The organism is Roseomonas aerilata DSM 19363 (genome assembly GCF_000711725.1).
Classification (GTDB): Bacteria; Pseudomonadota; Alphaproteobacteria; order Acetobacterales; family Acetobacteraceae; genus Roseomonas; species Roseomonas aerilata.
This window is the reverse complement of the sequence record NZ_JONP01000052.1, coordinates 1-21,072: the sequence shown is the minus strand read 5'-3', so window position 1 is coordinate 21,072 and position 21,072 is coordinate 1. Positions and strand designations below refer to the sequence as shown.

Genomic DNA, 21,072 nt, shown 5'->3' with positions numbered 1-21,072 from the left:
CTGGTTTTGTGTTGCTGCGCGTTCTGACGTCAGTGCAAACTGGCGATGGAGACTTGTTGGCCAAAGCGTCCCGCGCCTTCCCGTTCTAGGACGTTATCAACCCTCAGGCTCTTCGGCTTGCCCGGAGTCCGCACGAGCTGATCCAGGGCATCGACGATCTGGGCCGCCCTGAAGTCGGCTCTCGGTGTCGTCGAGAGCCCCTCTCGCGTGTGGATGTCGACCACGGTCAGGTTCCGGATCGGGCGCCCGTCGAACAGCTGGTCGGACATGAAGTCCATGGCCCAGATCTCGTTTGGCGCGGTCACGCCTGGACGCCCTCGCCGGTAGCGCCAAGCTCGCTTGCTCCGCGGCAGCTTGGAGCGGATCGCCAGCCCCTCCTCGGCGTAGAGCCGGTAGGTCCTCTTGTGGTTCACAGGCCACCCCTCACGCCGTAGCAGCACGGGCAGGCGTCGGTAGCCGTACTGGACCCTGGCTGCGGCCAGGTCACACAGCCGCATCCGCAGCTCCGTCTGCGGGTCACGCAGCGGGAGGTAACGCTGCGACGAGCGGTGAAACCCTGTCGCGTGGCAGGCCCGTCGTTCGCCGATGACGTAGGCGCCCTGCAGATGGCGCAATACTTCACGGCGCAAGGCAGGCCTCACTATTTTCTACGCAGCACGTCCTGCAGCATGGTCTTGTCCAGGCTCAGGTCGGCGACCAGCCGCTTAAGCTTGGCATTCTCTTCCTCCAACTGCTTCAGCCAACGGATCTCGGCCGTCCCCATCCCGGCAAACTGCTTCTTCCATCTGTAAAAGGTTAGCTCCGAGATCCCGAGCTTGCGGCAGATCTCGGCAACCGCCGTGCCGCTCTCCGCCTGCCTCAGGGCAAAGGCAATCTGTTCGTCCGTGTGCCTTTTCTGCTTCATGGCACCGACCCCTCCTCAGCGGCTTACAGTGCCCGAAAAACTTGCACCTACGCCGGACCAGTTCCGAGGTCAGGACCAGGCCAGGATCAGGCCAGGACCAACGCGGAGGGTTGTAGCCGAGCCCCTCGTCGGACCGCACGACGTGGCCGCGCCAATAGCCTCGCCGGCGCAGGCTCCCGGATAAGATCCTCAGGTCGGCAGTGGCCGAGTGTCGTCGATGATGCGCCCATCGTTCGGCAGCGTGCCCGCTGGAACGAGGGAGACCCCACCCCGGAGGCGCGTGACGCTCTGCAATACGGCGGCCAACCGGTCGCGCAGGGTGGCTTCCTCGACGCTGCCACGGGGCACCTCTGCACGCAGCTCCATCTGGTCGTGTCCCGCTTCCTCCGAGATAACCAGCCGCATTCGGCCGAGCCCTGGACACTGGCGGGCGATCTCCGCCACCATCTCCGGCCGTACGAACAAGCCGCGCATCTTGGCGGCTTGGTCGGCGCGCCCCATCCATCCGCGGATTCGCACGTTCGTTCGGCCGCAGGGGCTGGTGCCCGGCAGGAACACCGAAAGATCGCCCGTCGCGAAGCGGATCAGTGGGTAGGCCTCGTCGAAGACCGTGACGACCACCTCGCCGACTTCGCCCTCCGCCACCAGATCGCCGGTGCCGGGGCGGACGATCTCGACGATCACCTCCTCGTCCAGGATTAACCCCTCGCGCGCCTCGCTCTCATAAGCGATCACGCCGCACTCCGCGGTCGCGTAGGACTGGAGCACGGTGAGCCCGCGATCGGCGTAGAACCCACGGAGCGCCGGAAGGTAGGCGCCGCCCGAGACGTGGCCGAGCCGGAGGGACGACACATCGAGGCCCAGCTCGTCCGCGCGCTCGAGGATCGTCTTCAGGAAGTCCGGTGTGCCCGAGTAAGCGCGCGGGCGGAGATGCGCCATCGCGCGCGCCTGCGCCTCGGTGTTCCCGGTCCCGGCGGGGATCACCGGACAGCCCAGCGCGCGGGCGCCGCCCTCTAGCATGAAGCCGGCAGGGGTGAAGTGATACGCGAAGCAGTTCTGCATCACATCGCCCGCACGAAGCCCTGTTGCGTGCAGCGCGCGGGCGAAGCGGAAGGTATCGGTCCCCTGCCCCTGCGGCTCATGGATCGGACCAGGGGAGACGAAGATGCGCGCGAGCGAGCCAACTGGCACCCCGTTCAGCCCTGCGAAGGGGGGCGCCGCCGCCTGGGCCTCAATCAGGTCCGACTTTCGGGTCAGCGGCAGCGCCGCGAGCGCCGGGCGCGACATGATATCCCCCGGCTCCGCCCTGCCGAGCACCCGCGCGGCGTGGGCCGAGCCCGCCGCCGCCCGCGCGAGGAAGGCGGGCAGCCGCGCCATCAGCGCCGCCTCGCGGAGGGCGGGCTCGCGCGTCTCGAGCGCGTCGAAGAACCCGCTCACAGCCAGCGCTTCCGGCGCTTGTAGGACTTGAGGTTGCGAAAGGATTTCCGTTCCGCCCCGTGCCCGCCGAGGTAGAACTCCTTCACGTCCTCGTTCGCCGCGAGGGATTCGGCGGTGCCGTCCAGCACCACCTTTCCCTGCTCCATGACATACCCGTAGTCGGCGACCGAGAGCGCCATGCGCGCGTTCTGCTCGACCAGCAGGATCGTCACGCCCAGCTCCGTGTTGATGCGCCGGATGATGCCGAAGACCTCCTTCACCAGCAGCGGCGACAGGCCCATCGAGGGCTCGTCCATCAGGATGAGCTTCGGCCGCGCCATAAGCGCGCGCCCGATCGCCAGCATTTGCTGCTCCCCCCCCGAAAGGTAGCCGGCCAGGCCCGTCCGCTCCTTCAGGCGCGGGAAGAAGGAATAAACCATGTCGATGTCCTGCCGGACCTCCCCGTCCCGGCGCGTGAAGGCGCCGAGGCGAAGGTTCTCCAGGCAGGTCATGTCGGCCACGATCCGTCGTCCCTCCATGACCTGGAAGATGCCTCGGCGGACGATCTCGTGCGGATCGATGCCGTCGATCCGCTCACCCGCGAAGCGCACCTCGCCACGCGTGACCTCGCCCTCCTCGGTCTTGAGCAGGCCGCTAATCGCCTTCAGCGTGGTGGACTTCCCGGCGCCGTTGGCTCCGAGAAGCGCCGCGATCCCCCCCTGCGGCACGGAGAGCGAGAGTCCGCGCAGCACCAGGATGACGTCGCTGTAGACGACCTCGATGTTCGAGACCTCCAGCAGCGGCCGCGCGGGCTGCGCCGCCGCCGCGGGGGCCGGCCGCTGCACGGCGTCCAGCATCACCAGCCCAGCAGCTCGCGCTTGCGCTCGAGCTCCACGGTCGTCACCGGCTCCAGCCGCATGGTGCCCGCCCGCATCAGCTCCGCGACGCTCCCCTGCGAGGTGTCACCGGACACGACGGCGCGGTAGATCGCGACGCGCATCGTGCCGCGATGGTCCTCGTTGGTGAAGGTAGAGGGAGTGCAGACACCCTCGAATCCCTTCGGCACCCAGTTCGTGCGCTCGTAGAAGCCGCGCTGGATCCGCTCCCCCGTCACCTGCCCGCCATTGGCGGCGGCCGTGTCCATGGCCTCCACCATCAGCATCGCCGCGCAGGCGCCGGCGAGGTAGTGCACCGGGCGGTAGACGTTCCCGGTGGGGTCGGAGAGGCGGCTGATCGCCCTGATCGTCTCCATGCCCGGCGCGTCCTGCCCTGTCACGACCTGGGTCCGGACGGGAAAGACCACGCCGTTGGCGGCAGCGCCGGCCGCCTTCATGGCGTTCTCGTCCATGCCCCAGACATTGCCCATGAACTGCACCTGAACCCCGGCCGTTTGGCAGGCGCGCAGCACGGAGATATTCGAGCCCGCGGTGTTGCCGAGATAGGCGTAGTTCGCGCCCTGCTGCTTCAGGGTCAGGCACTGCGAGGTGTAGTCGCCGGGCGTGAGGGCGAACTGGATGGCCGGCAGGACCTCGAAGCCCAGTTCCCGCGCCATGGCCTCCCCCGCCTCCTTCGGCGAGTTCGGGTAGGGGTGGTTGCCACCCATGTGCACGTATTTCGGCCGGCCCTGGCCGCCCTTGGCCTTCCAGTCGTCGGCGGCCCAGCGGAGCATCCCGCGCAGCGCGTCGGAGTAGGAGGGGCCGAAGAAGAAGTTGTAGGGCGAGGCCTCGACGCCCTGGCGCCCGGACTTGCCGCCCGCATCCGTCAGGGCGGCGGAGTAGGAGCCGGAGACGAAGGGAATCTTGTCGCGGTTCACGAAGCGCACCAGCGCCTCGGTATCCGCCGTGCCCCAGCCCTGGATGGCGACGACGCGGTCCCGGCCCGTCCAGGACTGGTACTGGCTGACGGCGCGCGGCGCCTGATAGCCGTAGTCGAAGCCGAGCACATTGAGCTGGCGCCCCGCGACGCCCTGCCGCGTCTGGTTCACCCAGGCAAGCGTGTCCGCGACGCCCTGGCCATAGGGCACACCGACGTCAGAGGTTGCGCCCGAATTGTCCATCAGGTGCCCGACCGGGATGCGCTGCTGGGCGAGCGCCGGGGTGGCGAGGGCCACGGCCGCGGCGATGGCGAGGGCTGTCTTCATGATCCGCATTCCTCCAATGGCCGCTGTTGCGCGGCTCGTTCTCAGTGGGAGTAAGGATAGAGCTTCCAGTAGGCCTTGATCAGCTTCCATCGACGCGCCAGGCCATCCGGCTCGAAGATGAGGAAGAGGATGATGGCGGCACCGATCGCCATCTCCCGCAGGAAGGAGATGTTACCGCCGATCTTGAGGGCCCGATCGATCGCGCCGCCCGCGAGGGCGTCCGCCGCGGCCTGCACGACCTCCGGCAGGGCCACCATGAAGGCGGCGCCCATCAGGCTGCCCATGATGGAACCCAGGCCTCCGATGATCACCATGCCCAGGAACTGGATAGAGAAGAGGATGTTGAAGGCCTCGACGCTGACGAACTGCAGGTGGTGGGCGTAGAGCGCGCCGCCGATGCCCGCGTAGAAGCTCGCGATGCCGAAGGACAGGGTCCGGTAGTAGGCGAGATTGATGCCCATGATCTCGGCCGAGAGGTAGTGGTCCCGCACCGCCACCAGCGCCCGCCCGTCCCGCGTCCGCATCAGGTTGGCCGCGGCCACGAACATGATGATGACGAAGGCGAGGACGAGGTAGAAGTAGCTCTCCTCCCGGTCGAGCGCGAAGCTGCCGATCGCCGGGCTCTCGGTCAGCCTTCCGGCCACGCCGCCGGTGAACCAGCGGGCGCGGGCGAAGAAGTCCTCGAGGATGAACTGGGCGGCCAAGGTCGCGATCGCGAGGTAGAGTCCTTTCAGCCGGGCGGCCGGCGCGCCGAAGACGAGCCCGACGAGGGCGGTCATCAGCCCGGCCACGGGAATGCAGAGCAGCACGGGGAGGCCGAAGCTCTCGTGCAGCCAGGCGGAGGAGAAGGCGCCAAAGCCGAAAAAGGCTGCGTGACCGATGCTGATCTGCCCCGTGAAGCCCACGAGGATGTTCAGCCCGAGGGCCGCGATACCCAGGGTTCCTACATTGATCAGCAGGCTGAGCAGGTAGCGGTCGAGCACCAGGGGCGCGCAGAGCAGGACCGCGAGCCCGGCCCAGAGCGCGGCCCGGCTGCCCCGTGTGGGAAAGATCGTCGTGTCGGCGCGGTAGCTGGTGCGGAAGTCGCCGGCCGGCGTCATCACGGTCATGCCGTCAGATCCGCTCGATATTCCTGGTGCCGAACAGCCCGTAGGGCTTGATCAGCAGGATGAGCAGCAACGCGTAGAAGGGCGCCACCTGGTACATGTTGCCCCAGTTGAGCCACTGGCTGTCCACGTACTGGGCCAGGTTCTCCAGCACGCCCACGATCAGCCCGCCCAGCACCGCGCCGAGGATGGAATCGAGGCCGCCGAGGATCACGGCCGGGAACACCTTGATGCCGTAGAAGGACAGTGCGGAGGAGACGCCGTTCACCATGCCGACCGTCACCCCGGCCACGGCCGAGACCACGGCGGAGATGGCCCAGGACATGGCGAAGACGCGCGGCACCGATATGCCGAGCGACTGCGCCACCTGCTGGTCGAAGGCGGTGGCCCGCATCGCCAGTCCGTGGCGGGAGTAGCGGAAGAACCAACCGAACCCCGCCATGATGGCGACCGAAATGCCGAGCGACAGCAGGTAGGCCGTCTGCACCTCCAGCCCCAGCACCGAAACGCGCTCGGCGGTGAAGACCGGCGGGAAGGGCTTGGCGAAGACGCCGAAGATCCACTTCATCAGCGCCTGGAAGAAGATCCCCATGCCGATGGTGGCCATGATCACGCTGATGACGGGTTCCCCGATCAGCGGGCGGAGGACCACCACCTGCAGGATGATCCCGAACAAGGTCATGAAGACGAGCGTGAACAGGAAGCCGATCACGAAGGGCAGCTGCCACTCCGTCAGGAACCACCAGCACATCCAGGCGCCGACGAGCAGGAACTCGCCCTGGGCGAAGTTCACGACCTGGCTTGCCTTGTAGATGAGCACGAAGGACATCGCGACGACGCCGTACAGGGCGCCCACGATCAGCCCGTTGAGCGTCAGCTGGAACAGCAGCGTGCCATCCATGGTCAGGCATCCTCCCGCGCGGGCTCGGTGGCGGCGACGGACAGCACCGTGCGGATGCGCTGCCGGGTGCCGTCCTGGAAGGCGATGGTGGTGTCCACGGGGATCGCCCTCTCGCCGGCGTAGATCGCCTCGATGATCGTGCCGTACTTTTCGTTGATCACGCCGCGGCGGACCTTCCGCGTGCGCGTCAGTTCCTCGTCGTCCGCGTCAAGCTCCTTGTAAAGGAGCACGAAGCTGCGGATGCGCTGGGCCGGCGGCAGGGTGGCGTTGACCTTCTCCACCTCCTCCCGCAACAGCTCCAGCACCTGCGGCCGGGCCGAGAGGTCGGTGTAGGTCGTAAAGGAGATTCGCTGCCGTTCCGCCCATTTGGACACGATGGGGAAGCGGATGCAGAGCAGCGCCGCTAGGTGCGGCCGGCCGTCCCCCAGCACCACGGCCTCGGCGACGTAGGGGCTGAACTTGAGCTTGTTCTCGATGAACTGCGGGCTGAACCGCTCGCCGCGCGCGGTGGTGGCGATGTCCTTGATGCGGTCGATCACCACGAGGTGCCCGGCCTTGTCGAAGTAGCCGGCATCGCCGGTATGCAGCCAGCCGTCCCGCATGTCCGGGATGCCCTCCACCCCGTGGTAGCCCTGGAACATGTTCCCGTGCCGCGTCAGGATCTCGCCGACGCCGTTCACGTCGGGATCGTCCACCCGCAGCTCCACGCCCTCGAAGGGTACGCCGACTGTGTCGAAGTCCACCTCCCCCGGCCGGTGGATGGTGTAGGCGCCGAGGCTCTCCGTCTGGCCGTAAAGCTGGCGGAGCGGAACGCCCATGGCCTGGAAGAAGCGGAAGGTGTCGGGGCCCAGCGCGGCGCCGCCCGTCGCCGCCGAGGTCAGGCGCGTGAAGCCCATGCGGTCCCTGAGTGCCCGGAACAGGAGAAGATCCGCGAGCTTCGAGCGCCGGCCCCGGGCCTGTGCGGCCAGGCCCAGGCGCATGCCCCAATCAAAGGCGCGGCGCTTCAGGGGCGAGGAATCCATCACCCGCGCCCGCACGTCCGCCGCCAGCGTCTCCCACACCCGCGGCGCGAAGAGGACGAAGCTGGGGCCGATCTCGCGGAAATCGGCCATCATCGTCTCCGGCTCCTCCACGAAGGAGACGCGCATGCGCGCCACCAGCCCAAAGCCGAAGACGTACATCTGCTCCATGATCCAGGGCAGCGGCAGGACGGAGACGTACTCGTCCGCCGGCCCCTTGGGATCGGCGGCGAGATAGGTCTCGGCGTGCCGCACCAGCGCCCGCCCGCTCAGCATCGCGAGCTTCGGCCGCGCGGTCGTGCCCGAGGTCGTGCACAGGACGGCCACGCGGTCCGCGTCCACCGCGTCCACCATCCTGTCCCAGGCGCCCAGGTCGGCCGCGTGCGCCGCTTCCCCCTGAGCGACCAACTCGGCCATCGGTAGCAGGCGCGGGTCCGAGTACTTCCGCATCCCGCGCGGGTCCGAGTAGACGATGTGCCGCAGCCCTGGCACCGCCTCCGCGACGTTGAGGAGCTTGTCCACCTGCTCCTCGTCCTCGGCGATCGCCACCGTGGCGCCGGCATGGGCGAGGAGATAGGCCACCTCGTCCTCGAGCCCGTCGCGGTAGAGGCCGAGGGAACGGGCGCCCAGCGCATGGGCCGCGACCTCGCCCATGACCCAGTCCGGCCGGTTGTCGCCGATCAGCGCCACCACGTCCCCGGCGCCGACGCCCAGGCCGAGGAGACCGAGCGCGATCGAGCGCGTTCGCGCCTCGTACTCGCCCCAGGTGAAGGACCGCCAGATGCCCAGGTCCTTCTCCCGCAGCGCGACCTCCCCGCCATGGGCCCGCGCGTTGCGGCGGAGCAGGCGGGGGAAGCAGTCCTCCCGCCCCGCGGGGCCGCCGGTCATGCCGGCACCGCCTCGCTCGGCGCCTCGTCGACCTCGCCGAGATAGGCATGGCGGACATCCGGATGCGCCATCACCTCCTCCGGCCGGCCCTCCGTCAGCTTGCGGCCGAAGTCGAGCACCATCACGCGGTGGGAGATGTCCATGACCACGCCCATGTCGTGCTCGATCATGAGGATGGTCATGCCCCATTCCTCGTTCAGGTCGAGGATGGTGCGCGCCATGTCCTCCTTCTCCTCGAGGTTCATGCCGGCCATCGGCTCGTCGAGCAGGATGAGTTTCGGCCGCAGCGCCACCGCTCGCGCCAGTTCAACCCTCTTGCGCAGCCCGTAGGACAGGGTGCCCGCCTGGGCCTTCCGGATGTGCTGGATCTGGAGGAAGTCGATGATCTCCTCGACCTCGCGCCGGTGCCGCAGCTCCTCCTCCTGAGCGCCGCCCAGCCAGTAGGCCATCCCCGACAGGAACCCGGATTTCAGTAGGTGGTGACGGCCGACCATGATGTTGTCGAGCACACTCATGTGCCCAAACAGTGCCAAGTTCTGAAAGGTGCGCCCGAGCCCAAGGGCCGCCCGCCGATTTGGCCGCAGCCGGGTGATATCGTTACCGTCGAACAGGATTTGCCCTTCGCTTGGGCGGTAGCGGCCGGACACGCAGTTAACCATCGAAGTCTTCCCGGCGCCGTTCGGGCCTATGATCGAGAAGATCTTACCGCGCTCGATGGCGAAGGAGACCTCCGTCAGTGCCCTGATGCCGCCGAAGCGCAGCGACACGGAATTCGCCCGCAGGATCGGCTCGCCCTCGCCCACCCGAACGCTCCCTTATGACTTCTTATTAAGACGAGCATGGGGGGCGGGCGAGGCGCCGGCAAGGGGTTTCAAACAAGCAATGAGCATGGAGGAGGCACTAGATCCACGGGCAGCGGCGGAAGGACGTCTATGTTCTGAGAGGATCTGGGCTATTATGAAATTCTGTTACATCTCCAAGGTCAGGCCCCATGAATTAAGGTTGGCGCCTGATCTGGATGGCTGGTTCCATGGTGGCCGGAGGTGCTGCCATGGCCGACCTGTTCTGGCTCACGAGGGCGCAGGTGCGGCGGATCGCGCCTCTTGTCCTGCTCTCGCGCGGGGTGCCACGGGTGGATGACGAACGGGTCGTCAGCGTCAGCCTGCGGCGTCCCGGGCAGTACTCCGAACCCGCCGCGTGATCCGGAACGGGCGGCGCTGGCGCGACGAGCCTGGCGAGTACGGGCCGCGCAAGACCCTGTACAACCACCTCGTGCGATGTAGCCGCCCGGGCATGTTCAACCGCATCTTCGCCGGGCCTGCCAGTTGCGCTGGTGAGCCCGAGTGCCTGCCGGTCGACGCCACCCACCTCAAGGCACACTGCACCGCGGCCAGCCTTCTCAAAGGGGGACTTTTCCCCGGTGCCTCGGCCGGACCAAGGGGGAGCTGAACTCCAAGCTTCACGCCGTCTGCGACGGACAGGGGCGCCCTGTCGTGCTGCTGCTCACTGAAGGCTAAGGCCAGGGAAGCCGGCACGCTCAGCCGGTGCTGTGCGGGCGGCCGCCGCGGCCGCGCATGAGCACGAAGCCGGCCTGCCGCAGGTGCTCCGTCAAGCGCTTGCCAGCCAAGCTCGCTGCAAAGTCGCCGCCGCCGCGTCGGGCCTTGCCGCGGGCGTCAAAGCGCAGCGCATGGGCGAGAGCCGCCACAATCTCCTCAGCCGTCGTTGGCACTAGCGGGTCATCGCCCGCCCGTTCAGTGGTCATGCCGCTCAACCCTGCCCGCCGGCAGCGTCGGTCGGGAGATCCGCCGCATTTACCCGCGGCAGGCGGCCCTTAACCTCTGCCCAGGCCCGGACCTGCGCCAGCATGAGCGTTCGCGTCTCAGGTGCTGCGGCGTTCCAGAGGGCGATGAGCTCATCGCGCCCACGGTCGGCTGTGACGGGCTGAGGAGGGGAGGGGCGAAGGTTCAGCACGGCAGGGCTCGCACGAATCGGATCGGCCGGTTCAGGTTAAGGCGATCAGAACAAGACGGGAACATGTAAGCGCCGATGACGGTTGCAAAGTTGAGCGGCCCGGTGCCAAAGCCGCATGGCTTAGGCTCTGAATAGAGCGAAGCGTCGTCATGCAGGACGGGAGGTACCTCCTATCCTGGCCACCCTGCAGACCGGCAGCGGGGCCCTGGGTCGTAGGACCCGGCTGATCGGGTCCGATCCAAGGACCTGACGATGACAAAGCCGCTCTCCCCCACCCAAGCGCAGATCCTCAGCGCCGCCGTCCAACATCCAACAGGGCTGGCCGAGGCGCCGGCCCTGCCAGCTGCAGCTCGCCATGCGGTGTTCGGGAGCCTGCTCAGGGCAGGGCTGTTGGAGGAGGTGCCCTCCCTGGAAGGTTCACCCACGACGCTCCGGATCAGCGCGGCCGGGCTGGCGGCGGTGAGGGGCACCGACGCAGACGAGGTGACCAGAGGGGATGCTGTGGGCGCGCAGAAGGGCGGCGAAGGCGAGCGAGCGATGCTGGGCGCGCCTGGGGCGCAAGAGATGCCTATGGGCCTGTTTGCCACGCCGCGGTCCAGCAACGCGCTCCGGGCTGCCGCAACGGCGTTGCTAGTGGCCTGGGACGCGGGGGAGGGCCAGACCAGCCTGTCGGGCGCTGTCGAGGGCCTCCACGCCGCCCTGAGCCGCGCTGTGACGCCCCGCTCTGCCTGTGACCCCTCGGCCCCACGCCGCCCACGTGAAGGCACGAAGCAGCAGGCCGTCCTCACTCTCCTATACCGGACAGAGGGCACCACGATCGCCCAGGTCATGGAGGCGACCGGCTGGACCCAGCATACGGTCCGCGGCTTCCTGGCCGGGCTGAAAAAGTAGGGCCACACGGTCGAGGTGCTGGAGCGAGTGCGACAGGCCGGGCCGGGAGCTCAGGGCGCGAAGGGCGGCTACAGCGTCTACCGCATCGCCACTGGGGAGCAGGGCTGATGGCCGCTCCTCGTCGCCACTCGACCCAGCCCCGGTACGCGGTGGCGCTGTACCGGGTCTCCACCGCCGAGCAGGGGCACTCAGGCCTGGGGCTCGAGGCGTAGCAGGCCAGCGTCCGCGCCTTCGTCGAACGGGAGGGCTGGATCCTGGTTGTCGAGTGCCAGGATATCGCCTCGGGCAAGGACGATCGCTGACCCGGGTTCCAGACGGCGCTGACCCGCTGCAGGCAACTTGGAGCGGTGCTGGGCGCAGCTCGCCTCGATCGGATCACCCGGCGCGCTCACACCTTCTCGGGGCTGCTGGAGGAAGGTATCTCGATTCGCACAGCCGACACGCCCGGTGCGGACGACCTGATGATGCGGGTCTACGCCGCCATGGCGCAGAAGGAGCGGGAGCTGATCTCGGAGCGCACGCGGGCAGCGCTGGCGGCGGCGCGGGCACGTGAGGCGGTGCTCGGCGGGGATCAAGGGTGGAGGTCGCACAAGCCGCCCTGTGCCGCCGCAGCCGCGGAGGCGCGCCGGGAGCAGGCTACCTGCACAGCGCACCGGCTTTCTCTGGAAGTGGAAGCGCTCCGTGCTGAGGGGATCAGCACTCACCTGGGGCTTGCGCGGGCGCTGACGAAGAGAGGGGTGCCGACGCCGCGGGGAGGGGTGGTATGGACCCACACGACGGTGGCGCCGGTATTGAACGGCTCGGAGCAGAGCTCCCCGTCACGCGGCGTCCTTCCGGACCTGCTGCGCAGACGATGTAGGTCCTGCGGAATGAATTTTCCGCCTTAACGGTTGTGGAACTATCCGGCCGCACAACCTACTATCAGGGCCGCATGAGTGACGCGAGCCCAGTCGGCGCGGAGGAAGTCACATGGCCCTGGCGACCAACAGCAAAAGCGCTACCGCACGAGGTGTAGTGGTCACGTGCGAGCAGGATGCCGCAACACCTCTCCTGGATCATCTGACCGGGACGGATCGGGATAGACCAGAGCGCTTGCCGGTTGGGGCTGCGGGGCTGGTCATTGCAGGCAGCTCCGCAGCCTTGTGGTGGCTCATCGCTCGCTTCATCTGGTGACGGCGGGCTAAGGTCCGGCCGCGGTGCAGATCAACCGCTAGAGGCGGCAGATCTCAGTTCCGGCCACACCAACCGGTCAAACCCGGCTTTTGCCCCGGCTTGAGGTAAGCGCCGAACTTGGCGGCCTCCTGCGCCCCTGGCGTGTTGAGCGGTTGCGGACAGGGACCCACCAGGGTCAGATCCCCGCGGACAAGGTTGAGAAAAACGGGAAGCTGATCAACGCGGGTGAGATGGATGAGGCGTCCCAGCGCTGTGAGCTTCAGGGGCAGAGCGGAACTGTAAGCAGCCATCGGACCTCGGAAGGTCAGGAGACCAAAGACCTGACCTCCAGCCCCGAGACAAAGTTCGGGGCAGAGCAGGGGACCAGGACCGCTCAGCCGGACAACCAGGGCGGTCAGCACAAACAGGGGAAGCGTCAGCAGGAGCATGAACGCCCCAGCGATTACGTCAACAACCCGTCGATAGAAGGTCCCAGCTGGCGAATTTCCGGCGCGGCTCTGCTCAGGGCGATGAGCATCGCGGTTCAGCATGAGCGAGAGGGGCATTACATTGGTCCATGGGCTGGGGGGAGCCACAGGGGCTTCAATACCGCGAGCATGGCGCCGTTACGTCTAAAATATGAACTAATCACTAATAAATCATTGCAAAACTCTTCCGTTCCAGCCTGAGCGCTTTCTGCGTTCCTGTACTGAAGTCTTTTCCGCCGCAGAGAAGGTCTGCGTGACCGTCACGGCGGGGAGGGCACGAGCCAAGTCCTAGAGCAAGCCAGCAGGACGATAGTGGCGGGGCAGGCAGCGCGGACAGTACTCAGAACCATCGAGGGCGGCTGGAGCCCCCCTGTGCCACTGCAGCCGCAGAGGCGCGACAGGACGGCGGACCGCACACCGGCTCGCGCTCGAAGCGGAAGCGCTTCGGGCAGAGGGGATTACCACGCACCAGGGGCTTGCGCGGGCGCTGATGGCGAGGGGCGTGCCGACACCGCGGGGAGGGGCGGTATCGACCCACACCACGGTTTCGCGGGTGATAGAGCGACTTGGGGCGTAGCGCTCTGGTGGTGTGCCGCTCCGTCTGGAGTCGACATCTGCCTCTGTCCGACCTTGGCCGAGAGCGGAACGGCGGCTTCCAGGCGGGAGAGCACAAGAAGCTGACCTCTGTTCAGCTCGCCGTTAGCTGGCCGTTTGGGTTCCTGATCGTTCATCCGGCAGGAGGTAATCCCGGTCGCCGCGGATCGAGCAAAAGGGAAACCCGTCCCTGGTTTCGGTGCTCGTTATAAGCATTGACCCGCAGGCGCCGTCAGACGGCAAAGGAGAGGCTCTTGGACAGTCCGCTCGTCATGAAGATGGAGCAGTACAGGCGCTTTTCTGACGAGGACAGGCGCTCGCTGAACGACCTCACATCCAGTCGCCAGCAGGAGTATGGGACGCGAGAGGACATCATCCGCGAGGGTGAGCACTCGCCCGACATCCACATCGTCCTGTCCGGCCTCGCCTGCCGTTACAAGCTGCTGGAGAACGGCAGTCGGCAAATCATGGCCTTCCTCGTGCCGGGCCACCCCTGCGACGCCGAGATCTTCATCCTGAAGGAGATGGACCACAGCATCTGTGCCCTGGCGCCGAGCGTCATCGCCTCGGTCCCGGGTGACATCATGCGGGACCTGATGCTCCACCGCCCTGGCATCGCGCTCGCCTTCTGGTGGAACACCCTGCAGGACGAGGGTGTGCTGCGCGAGCGCATCATCGACGAAGGGCGGCGTGACGCCTACGGCCGTATCGCCTTCCTGATCTACGAGGTGATGCTGCGGATGCGGGCGGTGGGCGTCATCAAAGACCAGTCATTCGACTTCCCGATCACCCAGTCCGACCTAGCCGATGCGACCGGCCTCACACCCGTGCACGTCAACCGCATGCTGGTGAAGTTGCGGGAGGAGGAACTGATTGCGATCGAAGGGAGGCGGTGGACGGTGCTCAATGCCGCTGGCCTGCGGAAAGCAGCCAAGTTCGAGGTCAGTTACTTGCATCTTGACCGGGTAAAGGACGAGCCGGAGAGCGAGGCGGGCAAGCGGCTCAAGGGGCTTATCTAGCTCCTTTGCGCCATCGCGTCTCCCAGGGCCGCAGCAACCGCTATGGCAAGCGGTGGGGAGCTGTGAAGGGCGGCCGGCTGGGCGCCGGGGTAGCGTCACCGTCCGGCAAGCTCCCTAGCCTGCCCGCGACCCAGTTCTCCGCGGCGTGCAGGTCAGAAAAGGTGGGAGGCAGGGGCACGTCGAGTCTGCCGAAGCCATGTTCCAGGTACCAATGGCCCGCTTCGTCGTGCCCCTCGGCCAGGCGCACGAGCACCGCGACCAGACGATCCCCGGCGAAGACCAGCCGCCCGTCCTCGTCCGCTGTGTCCGTCCCGACCCGGACCGGCGCCAAGGTGATGCCCTGGGCCAGGGGCATCTCTAGTGGACCTGATGCAGGTAGGTCGCGTCGAAGAGGCCACGCACCTGCAGTTCCTCCCACTTCAGGATGCTGACCGTGTGGTTGGTCCAGGTAATCAACCCATCCCGCCGGAGATCCATCAGAACGCGGTTCACGTGAACATTGGACAGGCCAAGCGCGTCCGCCATGTCGTTCTGGGTCGCGGGTATCTTGAAGGTGTCTTCCGGGGCAAGGTCCACACCCCTGAAGCGCAGCAGCATCTCGCAGATGAGGTGGGCGATGCGCTCATGGGCATCCCGCCTGCCGATCCCGATCATCCACTCCCGGAAGATGGCGGCATCGATCAGGGTATCGCGCCAGAAAGCGTGCAAGAGCCCGGGAAAGCGCCCCGTCAGCTCCCGTATGCTCTTGTGCGGGATGAAGGCTGCCTTGGTCGGCATCATCGCCGCAACGGAGTGGTCCATCACGCGGATATGGAGGCTTTGCAGGTCCGGCATGTCGCCCGGCGTGTGGAAGGCCATGATCTGCCGCCGCCCGTCGGGCAGCAGCTTATAGCGGGAGGCAAAGCCATCGAGGATGAGGCAGCACTCACTCGGGATGTCGCCCTCCCTAACGATGTCCTGGCCCCTGGCGTAGCTGCGAACCGTCATGGGCAGGTCCATGAGGGCCTGCCGCTCCTCGGCGGTCAGGTCCGTGATGCTCCGCAACTTATGAACGAGGTGCAGCCGCTCGGGCGGATGCTCGGTATAGGAGGTGGCGTGATGGGTGGCGTGCTGTTGCATGACGTGCTGCTCCAAGAGGAGCAGACCTGATCTATGCCCCGGGCACCCCGAAGCGGGGTGCCACGCTGGATGCTGTAGACCTTCCACAAGGAAGACCCTGCCAACATAGGTTAGGCCGCGGGAGAATAGGTGCTGTCAGTCGGGGGGTAGCCCATACCGCTGGCGCTCCGCCTTGCATCGTCAGTTGCAGCCTTGTGGCCCATCTTGCCTCGCCATGTCGCAGGCGACGCTCGCAAGGTGGGTAACTCGGCCTGGTCCGGATGCCTGGGGTAAGAGGGCTTCTTGTGTGACCTGTGGCGGTTACTTTTTGCCCTGCTTGCGCGTTTCGCACGTTGCTCGCGTGCGGACCAACGGCCGAGATGCCGCTCCACATCAGAGTCGGAGAGTCGTTCAGGGCGAGAGGCTGTGATGCCGATATCGGACGCATGTTGAAACGCCAGCAGGTGTTGGCTGACTTTGGTGATGTTGCCCTGCGCTCCGACGATCTCGACGGAGTTCTGAACGAGGCCTGCCGCCTTGTGGGTGAGGCACTAGGGACAGGCCGCGCCAAGGTCCTGGAGATCGAGCACGAGGAGCAGTCCCTCTGGGTGCGGGCTGGGGTGGGGTGGTCTCCTGGCATCGTCGGCCATCTGCGCCTGCCCATGAGCGAGCACTCGTCCGAGACCTTTGCGATCGAGGCCGCCAAGCCTGTGATCACGCAGGACATCGGCAAGGAGGAGCGCTTCGACGTTCCACCCTTCATGAAGGAGGCTGGGGTGGTCGCGCTGGCGAATGTCCCGATCTTCCTCCCCGGTGGGCGACCCTACGGCCTGCTGCAGGTGGACGATGTCAGGCCGCGTGACTTCGACGACGAGGACACGCAGTTCCTGCGCACCTACGCCACCATCCTGGGCCCGGTGATCGACCGGCTCCTGCTCGCGCGTGCCCTACGCACCACGGAGGAGCGCTTCCGCCTCACCGTCGAGGCGGCACTCGACTACGCCATCCTCATCTCCGACCCAGAGGACCGGATCACCGACTGGCTGCCCGGGGCGGCGGCGGTGTTCGGCTGGACGGCCGAGGAGGCGATCGGGCAGCCCAGCGCCATTATCTTCACGCCTGAGGACCGCGAGAACGGCCAGGATCGATGGGAGGTCGAGACCGCCCGCAAGGAGGGCGTCGCGCCCAATGTTCGCTGGCACCTCCGCAAGGACGGCAAGCGGGTGTTCATCGAGGGTTCCACCCGGGCGCTCCGCGGTCCCAACGGCGCCCTGCTCGGCTTCCTGAAGGTCGGCCAGGACGTCACCGAACGTCGCAGGTCGGAGGAGCGGCTGCGCGAGAACGCCGCCCGGCTGGAGGTGCTGGTCGGTGAGCTGCAGCATCGCAGCCGCAACCTTCTCGGTGTTGTGGCCTCCGTCGCCTCCAAGACGCTGGGTGAGGATGGGGCGGCCGCAGCCTATCAGGCGCGGCTCAAGGCGCTCAGCCGCGCTCAAGGCCTGCTCAGTGAGTTCGGCAGCGATACCGCCGATATCGGCGCCCTGGTTCAAGCCGAACTCGCCGCCCATGTGGAGGTGAAGCCCCCGAAGGTGCTGGTCTCCGGCCCGGAGGTGCATCTCACGTCGCGTCAGGTGCAGAACTTCACCCTGGCCCTGCACGAGCTGACCACCAATGCGGTGAAGTACGGGGCCTTGCGCGACGGCACGGGGCAGCTCGCCATCAACTGGGAAGTGAGCCGGAGCGAGAAGGGGCGCCGCCTGGCGCTCACCTGGATCGAGAGCGGTGTTCACCTGGAGCCCGGGCAGGTTACCCGGCGCGGTTACGGCCGCGACCTGATAGAGCGAGGTCTGTCCTACGCGCTGCGCGGCCGGACCGAGTATGTACTGGGGGCGGATGGCGTTCGCTGCCGGATCGAATTGCCGATCACCTAACCAACCTCGGGTTCGCTGCCGAAATGGCTGCCGCCTCTCACGCCACACCCTGACTGCGAGATCTGATGCCCGACACGGGAAAGCTGCTGGTTGGCCGCCGTATCCTCCTCGTCGAGGACGAGTATTCAATCGCCGTTGAAATGGAGCGTTGGCTTATCGAGGCGGGAGCCAAGGTCCTGGGACCGGTGCCAAGCGTCGAGCAGGCGGTCGAGCTGATCGGGGAAGAGATGGTTGGTCTGGACGGAGCGGTCCTGGACATCAACCTGGGCGAAGGCGAGACGGTTTACCCGGTGGCGGACCGGCTCAACGAACTCGGTGTGCCCTACCTGTTCACCACGGGCGACATGCGGATCGGCGGAAACCCGGCACATCGGGAGCGCCCGCGGCTGGCAAAGCCGGTCCTGCGGGCGGAGCTGATCACAGCGATCGCGAACCTGCTGCACTCTCAGGCGCGCACGGTCTGAGAGTGTCCGCTTCTGAGCGCCGGCAACTTACCCGACGCCGTCCAAAATGGGCGCGAAGCGGACCTGCGTCACCTGCCTTTTCCTTTGCCGATGGGGTGTTCACCACCGATCAACGGTCGATGGTGGGTGGTGAACATGGGGGACGAGCTGATTGCTGTCGCAGAAGGGGCTGGCTAGCGCGTCGGCAACTGCAAGTTCGGGCAGGTGATCTCCTGCTGGCGTAAACGGGCCAGGAACCCGAGCGCTGCTTGTCGGGCAGCGGTCCCCTGGTCGGCCAGGAGCGCTGGGTGCCCGACGCCCGGCAGGAAGGCTCCACCGGCCGGGCAGGGAGCTTCTGCCAGCATTCTGCGGCCCTGCTCCACGGGCACGATGCCGTCGCGTTCTCCATGCAACACGAAGACGGGAGCCCTTACCTCTGGCAGGCGTGCCAGGCTGTCGAAGGGATGGCGCAGGAGCAACCGAACCGGTGCCCAGCGGAAGGCGCTCGCCGCGATCTGACGAACTGAGGTGAAGGGCGAGTCCAAGATGACTCCCGCGAATTGCCGCTCCGCAGCCAAAGTGACTGCAACGCCGGTGCCGATGCTTTCGCCCCAGAGCACGAAAGGCGCATCCGGCCAGCGCGCTACTGCCCAGTCCGCCTGGGCACGAGCATCGGTGATCAGCCCCTTTTCCGTGGGCAGACCCGGATTCCCGCCATAGCCACGGTACTCAGCCAGTACGACGCCATAGCCGGCGGCAGTGAAGGGCCGAAGCGCCTTCTCGCGGTGTCCCGCGTGCCCGCCATTACCGTGCAGATAGAGGATGACGGGCATGCCAGCCTGCGGCTCTGCAGCCCAGAATCGTAGTTGCAGCTCGTCCGCGTTTCTGACCACGTGGGCGGAGAAGTGGGAGCCTGGTGATGGGTCACCCAGCACACCGCCCCCGGCAGGAAACATGACGCGTTCTTGGAACCACCACAGAAGAGCTACGGCGAGGAGCCAGACCAACGCGAGCAGGCCAACGACGGACACCATGCGCCTCATTCTCCCCTTGAACTCCTGCTTGCCTCCCGAGCGCTATGCGGTTGGTACCCGCCTAGTGGCGCGTGTCGTTGCCATTCGCCTCGGCGTCCGCAACCCTGTCTTCAACAGGTGTGTGGGACACTAAAACGCGACAACATCGGCAGCAGCTGACCGAGATGAGGTCTGCGGAGCGGCTCTTCCCGTATAATCATGCTGGCGGGAAGAACCGGGTCGCATCAGCCAGCGGGGTTGGCTGAGGTCGTGCCGTCGTCGTCCTTTTTAGGGTCGGCGCCTTCCTTGCCTGAGCCGTAGCCTTCCTCGGTGCGCTCCATAGACTCTTCGATCGATTGTGTGGGTGCGTTCTTGTCCTTGCCGGGCTCCTTGTCCCACGTCTGCTCGCTCTTGCGGGCGGCATCGTTCCAATCGCCAGTCAGGGACTTGTTATCAACCACGATTTTACTCTCCTGTTCGGGAAGTTCAGCGCCCCAACTCGGAACGGGCACACCGTGTCGGTTGGCGAAGTCCCAGCCTGGATATGGTGTGTCGCCTCGGATCTGTAGGATTTATCCGGTTCAGCCGATCCGACGATGAGGCCACGCCGCCCTTCAGCGTTGCTGAATGCTCGCTTCTACACACGACCTCAGTTGGCAGGAGCTGCACCCAGAGGTTGTAATCCGATCAGCGAAACGGGAGTCGTCAGACGGTCTTCCAGGACGTGACGCCCTCTTCGTCATCGTTGGCGAAGAGCTTGGCGTAGCGGTCCTCCGGCTCGTCCGGCTGCGGCCTCGGCGCGCTGCCCTTGACCATCCTGTCGAGGAGCTGCCCGACCAGCCCAAGGGCATCGACCTGGTCGTCGTGCCGACCCGCTGGAAAGGTCAGCAGCTCCGCCGCGAAGCCCTGCCGCCAGGGTACGGCGCGTGGCAGGTGCAGGCCGTCCAGCGCCATGCGGCCGCGGATGGACTGCGCCCGCACTGCCTTGTCGCCGCGGGTGGGGAAGGCGTGGCGGGCCACATAGGCCTGCCGCTCCCGCATCCGCCTCTCCAGGAAGGGACCCACGCCCGCCCTGATCTGCCCTGTCTCCTCCGACCAGCCGATCGGCCGCCACTGGCGCACGAGGTCGCAGAAGGCCTCGATCCACGCGTCTGCCGCTGTCTGCCCGCGCAGAGGTCCAGCAGCCAGAGCCGCCCCTGGGGGTCCATGCCGACCACCACATGCACGGTCCAGTCGCCCCCACCCGAGGTGACCGCGTAGTCCGAGCCGCCGTAGACCCGCAGGGTGGCGCGGTCCGGCAGGGTGTCGGCCGGGTGCAGCCACTCGGCGAGGAAGTAGTTGCCCGTGTCTGGGACGGGGCGCTGCTGGTAGAGCGCCGACCAGCTGCGGGTGCTCGCCTCGGCCTTCACGCGGGTGAGCGAGGCGGCGTAGCCGTAGCGGTCGTCACCCCAGAGCATCTGACCAGGGGCCCTCCCCAGCGGGTCGTCATCCTCTGCTTCAGCAGGCAGGGACACCACGCGCCACTGGCCGGGCTGGGCCTGCAGGAGCCGCCCGGCGAGGTCATCCTCGTGCCAGCGGGTCTGCACCACCACGATGGCGGCACCGGGCCTGAGCCGGGTGCGCAGATCGTCTCCGAACCAGGCCCAGATCCGCTCCCGACGTGCCTCGCTGTCCGCCTCCTCCCTGGACTTCACGGGGTCGTCGATCAGGGCGAGATCAGCCCTGAGGCCGGTGATCACGCCCCCGATGCCAGCCGCCGGTACTCGCCCCCGTTCGTGGTGGTCCACAGGTCCTCGGCCTCCCGGTCCAGCCGGTACCCGAGCGTCAGGCCATGGGCGCGGATCCAGCCCCGTACCCGGCGGGAGAAGGCGCCCGCGAGGTCAGCGGTGTTGGAGGTGGCGATCACCCGGCGGTCGCGGCCCTGGGCGAGGAACCAGGCCGGGAAGAGGTCTGACGCGTAGGTGCTCTTGGCGGAGCCCGGGGGCATGAACACCATCAGCCGGTCGTGCACGCCATCAGCGACGGCCTGCAGCTCGCGGATGAGCAGGCGGTGGTGGGCAGCCGGTGCGAAGCCCTGGGGCGCGAGGGCGTGCTCGCACCA

At 67.0% G+C, this 21,072-nt stretch carries 19 protein-coding genes and 3 pseudogenes; 7 read left to right on the top strand and 15 right to left on the bottom strand.

Annotation, left to right across the window (positions count from 1 at the left end):
- Window positions 1-74 precede the first annotated feature (74 nt).
- The 8 genes and pseudogenes from BO39_RS33125 to BO39_RS26145 form a co-directional block, all read right to left on the bottom strand.
- Window positions 75-904: pseudogene (locus tag BO39_RS33125) on the bottom strand (IS3 family transposase); the annotation flags it as partial.
- A gap of 189 nt (window positions 905-1,093) precedes the next feature.
- On the bottom strand, window positions 1,094-2,341 hold the full coding sequence (locus tag BO39_RS26175) for a phenylacetate--CoA ligase family protein (protein ID WP_043839303.1): 1,248 nt from the start codon (window positions 2,339-2,341) through the stop codon (window positions 1,094-1,096).
- The gene (locus tag BO39_RS26170) at window positions 2,338-3,177 is read right to left on the bottom strand and encodes an ABC transporter ATP-binding protein (protein ID WP_043839301.1); all 840 of its coding nucleotides are present in this window, start codon (window positions 3,175-3,177) and stop codon (window positions 2,338-2,340) included. Before BO39_RS26170 ends, BO39_RS26175 begins: the two co-directional genes overlap by 4 nt.
- Complete coding sequence (locus BO39_RS26165) at window positions 3,177-4,460, bottom strand: ABC transporter substrate-binding protein (protein ID WP_043839299.1); 1,284 nt, start codon at window positions 4,458-4,460, stop codon at window positions 3,177-3,179. Before BO39_RS26165 ends, BO39_RS26170 begins: the two co-directional genes overlap by 1 nt.
- Before the next feature lie 41 nt (window positions 4,461-4,501).
- Entirely contained in the window at window positions 4,502-5,569 is a 1,068-nt protein-coding gene (locus BO39_RS26160) for a branched-chain amino acid ABC transporter permease (RefSeq protein WP_043839297.1), read from the bottom strand.
- A gap of 4 nt (window positions 5,570-5,573) precedes the next feature.
- Window positions 5,574-6,467, bottom strand: coding sequence for a branched-chain amino acid ABC transporter permease (locus BO39_RS26155; RefSeq protein WP_043839295.1), 894 nt, complete (start codon window positions 6,465-6,467; stop codon window positions 5,574-5,576).
- Window positions 6,468-6,469: 2 nt separating this feature from the next.
- Window positions 6,470-8,374 carry an AMP-binding protein gene (locus tag BO39_RS26150; protein ID WP_043839293.1) on the bottom strand — a complete coding sequence of 635 codons (1,905 nt, stop codon included), beginning with the start codon at window positions 8,372-8,374 and terminating at the stop codon, window positions 6,470-6,472.
- Window positions 8,371-9,177: an ABC transporter ATP-binding protein gene (locus tag BO39_RS26145; RefSeq protein ID WP_052402777.1), complete on the bottom strand. Its 807-nt coding sequence runs from the start codon at window positions 9,175-9,177 to the stop codon at window positions 8,371-8,373. Before BO39_RS26145 ends, BO39_RS26150 begins: the two co-directional genes overlap by 4 nt.
- Before the next feature lie 248 nt (window positions 9,178-9,425).
- Here BO39_RS26145 and BO39_RS33120 point away from each other — a divergent pair, with 248 nt between their 5' ends.
- Window positions 9,426-9,575: a hypothetical protein gene (locus BO39_RS33120; protein WP_156963944.1), complete on the top strand. Its 150-nt coding sequence runs from the start codon at window positions 9,426-9,428 to the stop codon at window positions 9,573-9,575.
- 336 nt (window positions 9,576-9,911) lie between these two features.
- Here the strand turns inward: BO39_RS33120 and BO39_RS33115 are convergent, their stop codons facing one another.
- Window positions 9,912-10,136 carry a hypothetical protein gene (locus BO39_RS33115; protein WP_156963943.1) on the bottom strand — a complete coding sequence of 75 codons (225 nt, stop codon included), beginning with the start codon at window positions 10,134-10,136 and terminating at the stop codon, window positions 9,912-9,914.
- Window positions 10,137-10,597: 461 nt separating this feature from the next.
- On the opposite strand from BO39_RS33115, the gene BO39_RS34065 reads away from it, so the two are divergent.
- Together BO39_RS34065 and BO39_RS26130 are read left to right on the top strand one after the other, a co-directional pair.
- Entirely contained in the window at window positions 10,598-11,236 is a 639-nt protein-coding gene (locus BO39_RS34065; RefSeq protein ID WP_052402775.1) for a DUF3489 domain-containing protein, read from the top strand.
- 314 nt (window positions 11,237-11,550) lie between these two features.
- Window positions 11,551-12,123: pseudogene (locus BO39_RS26130) on the top strand (recombinase family protein); the annotation flags it as partial.
- A 339-nt stretch (window positions 12,124-12,462) separates the two neighbouring features.
- Here the strand turns inward: BO39_RS26130 and BO39_RS31760 are convergent.
- Window positions 12,463-12,954 carry a sugar transferase gene (locus tag BO39_RS31760; protein ID WP_084698543.1) on the bottom strand — a complete coding sequence of 164 codons (492 nt, stop codon included), beginning with the start codon at window positions 12,952-12,954 and terminating at the stop codon, window positions 12,463-12,465.
- 770 nt (window positions 12,955-13,724) lie between these two features.
- Between BO39_RS31760 and BO39_RS26125 the strand changes: the two genes are divergently transcribed.
- Together BO39_RS26125 and BO39_RS33105 are read left to right on the top strand one after the other, a co-directional pair.
- Window positions 13,725-14,489: a Crp/Fnr family transcriptional regulator gene (locus BO39_RS26125; RefSeq protein ID WP_043839292.1), complete on the top strand. Its 765-nt coding sequence runs from the start codon at window positions 13,725-13,727 to the stop codon at window positions 14,487-14,489.
- 196 nt (window positions 14,490-14,685) lie between these two features.
- Window positions 14,686-14,850: a hypothetical protein gene (locus BO39_RS33105; RefSeq protein WP_156963942.1), complete on the top strand. Its 165-nt coding sequence runs from the start codon at window positions 14,686-14,688 to the stop codon at window positions 14,848-14,850.
- Here BO39_RS33105 and BO39_RS26115 read toward each other — a convergent pair.
- Complete coding sequence (locus tag BO39_RS26115; protein ID WP_084698542.1) at window positions 14,847-15,608, bottom strand: Crp/Fnr family transcriptional regulator; 762 nt, start codon at window positions 15,606-15,608, stop codon at window positions 14,847-14,849. The two genes, BO39_RS33105 and BO39_RS26115, sit on opposite strands and share 4 nt — an antisense overlap.
- Before the next feature lie 446 nt (window positions 15,609-16,054).
- On the opposite strand from BO39_RS26115, the gene BO39_RS26110 reads away from it, so the two are divergent.
- Both BO39_RS26110 and BO39_RS26105 read left to right on the top strand, forming a co-directional pair.
- A complete protein-coding gene (locus BO39_RS26110) occupies window positions 16,055-17,515 on the top strand; it encodes a sensor histidine kinase (RefSeq protein ID WP_052402771.1) in 1,461 nt (486 codons plus the stop codon).
- Between the two features lie 65 nt (window positions 17,516-17,580).
- Window positions 17,581-17,979, top strand: a complete 399-nt coding sequence (locus tag BO39_RS26105; protein ID WP_043839288.1) for a response regulator — start codon at window positions 17,581-17,583, stop codon at window positions 17,977-17,979.
- Between the two features lie 173 nt (window positions 17,980-18,152).
- Here BO39_RS26105 and BO39_RS26100 read toward each other — a convergent pair whose 3' ends face one another.
- The 4 genes and pseudogenes from BO39_RS26100 to BO39_RS33800 form a co-directional block, all read right to left on the bottom strand.
- Window positions 18,153-18,992 (bottom strand): alpha/beta hydrolase, encoded by an 840-nt coding sequence (locus BO39_RS26100; RefSeq protein ID WP_169742852.1) that lies wholly within the window; start codon window positions 18,990-18,992, stop codon window positions 18,153-18,155.
- Window positions 18,993-19,216: 224 nt separating this feature from the next.
- Complete coding sequence (locus BO39_RS26095) at window positions 19,217-19,432, bottom strand: hypothetical protein (protein WP_043839287.1); 216 nt, start codon at window positions 19,430-19,432, stop codon at window positions 19,217-19,219.
- Between the two features lie 244 nt (window positions 19,433-19,676).
- Window positions 19,677-20,093, bottom strand: coding sequence for a hypothetical protein (locus BO39_RS30490; protein WP_052402767.1), 417 nt, complete (start codon window positions 20,091-20,093; stop codon window positions 19,677-19,679).
- A gap of 613 nt (window positions 20,094-20,706) precedes the next feature.
- A pseudogene (locus BO39_RS33800) lies at window positions 20,707-21,072 on the bottom strand (phage terminase large subunit); the annotation flags it as partial.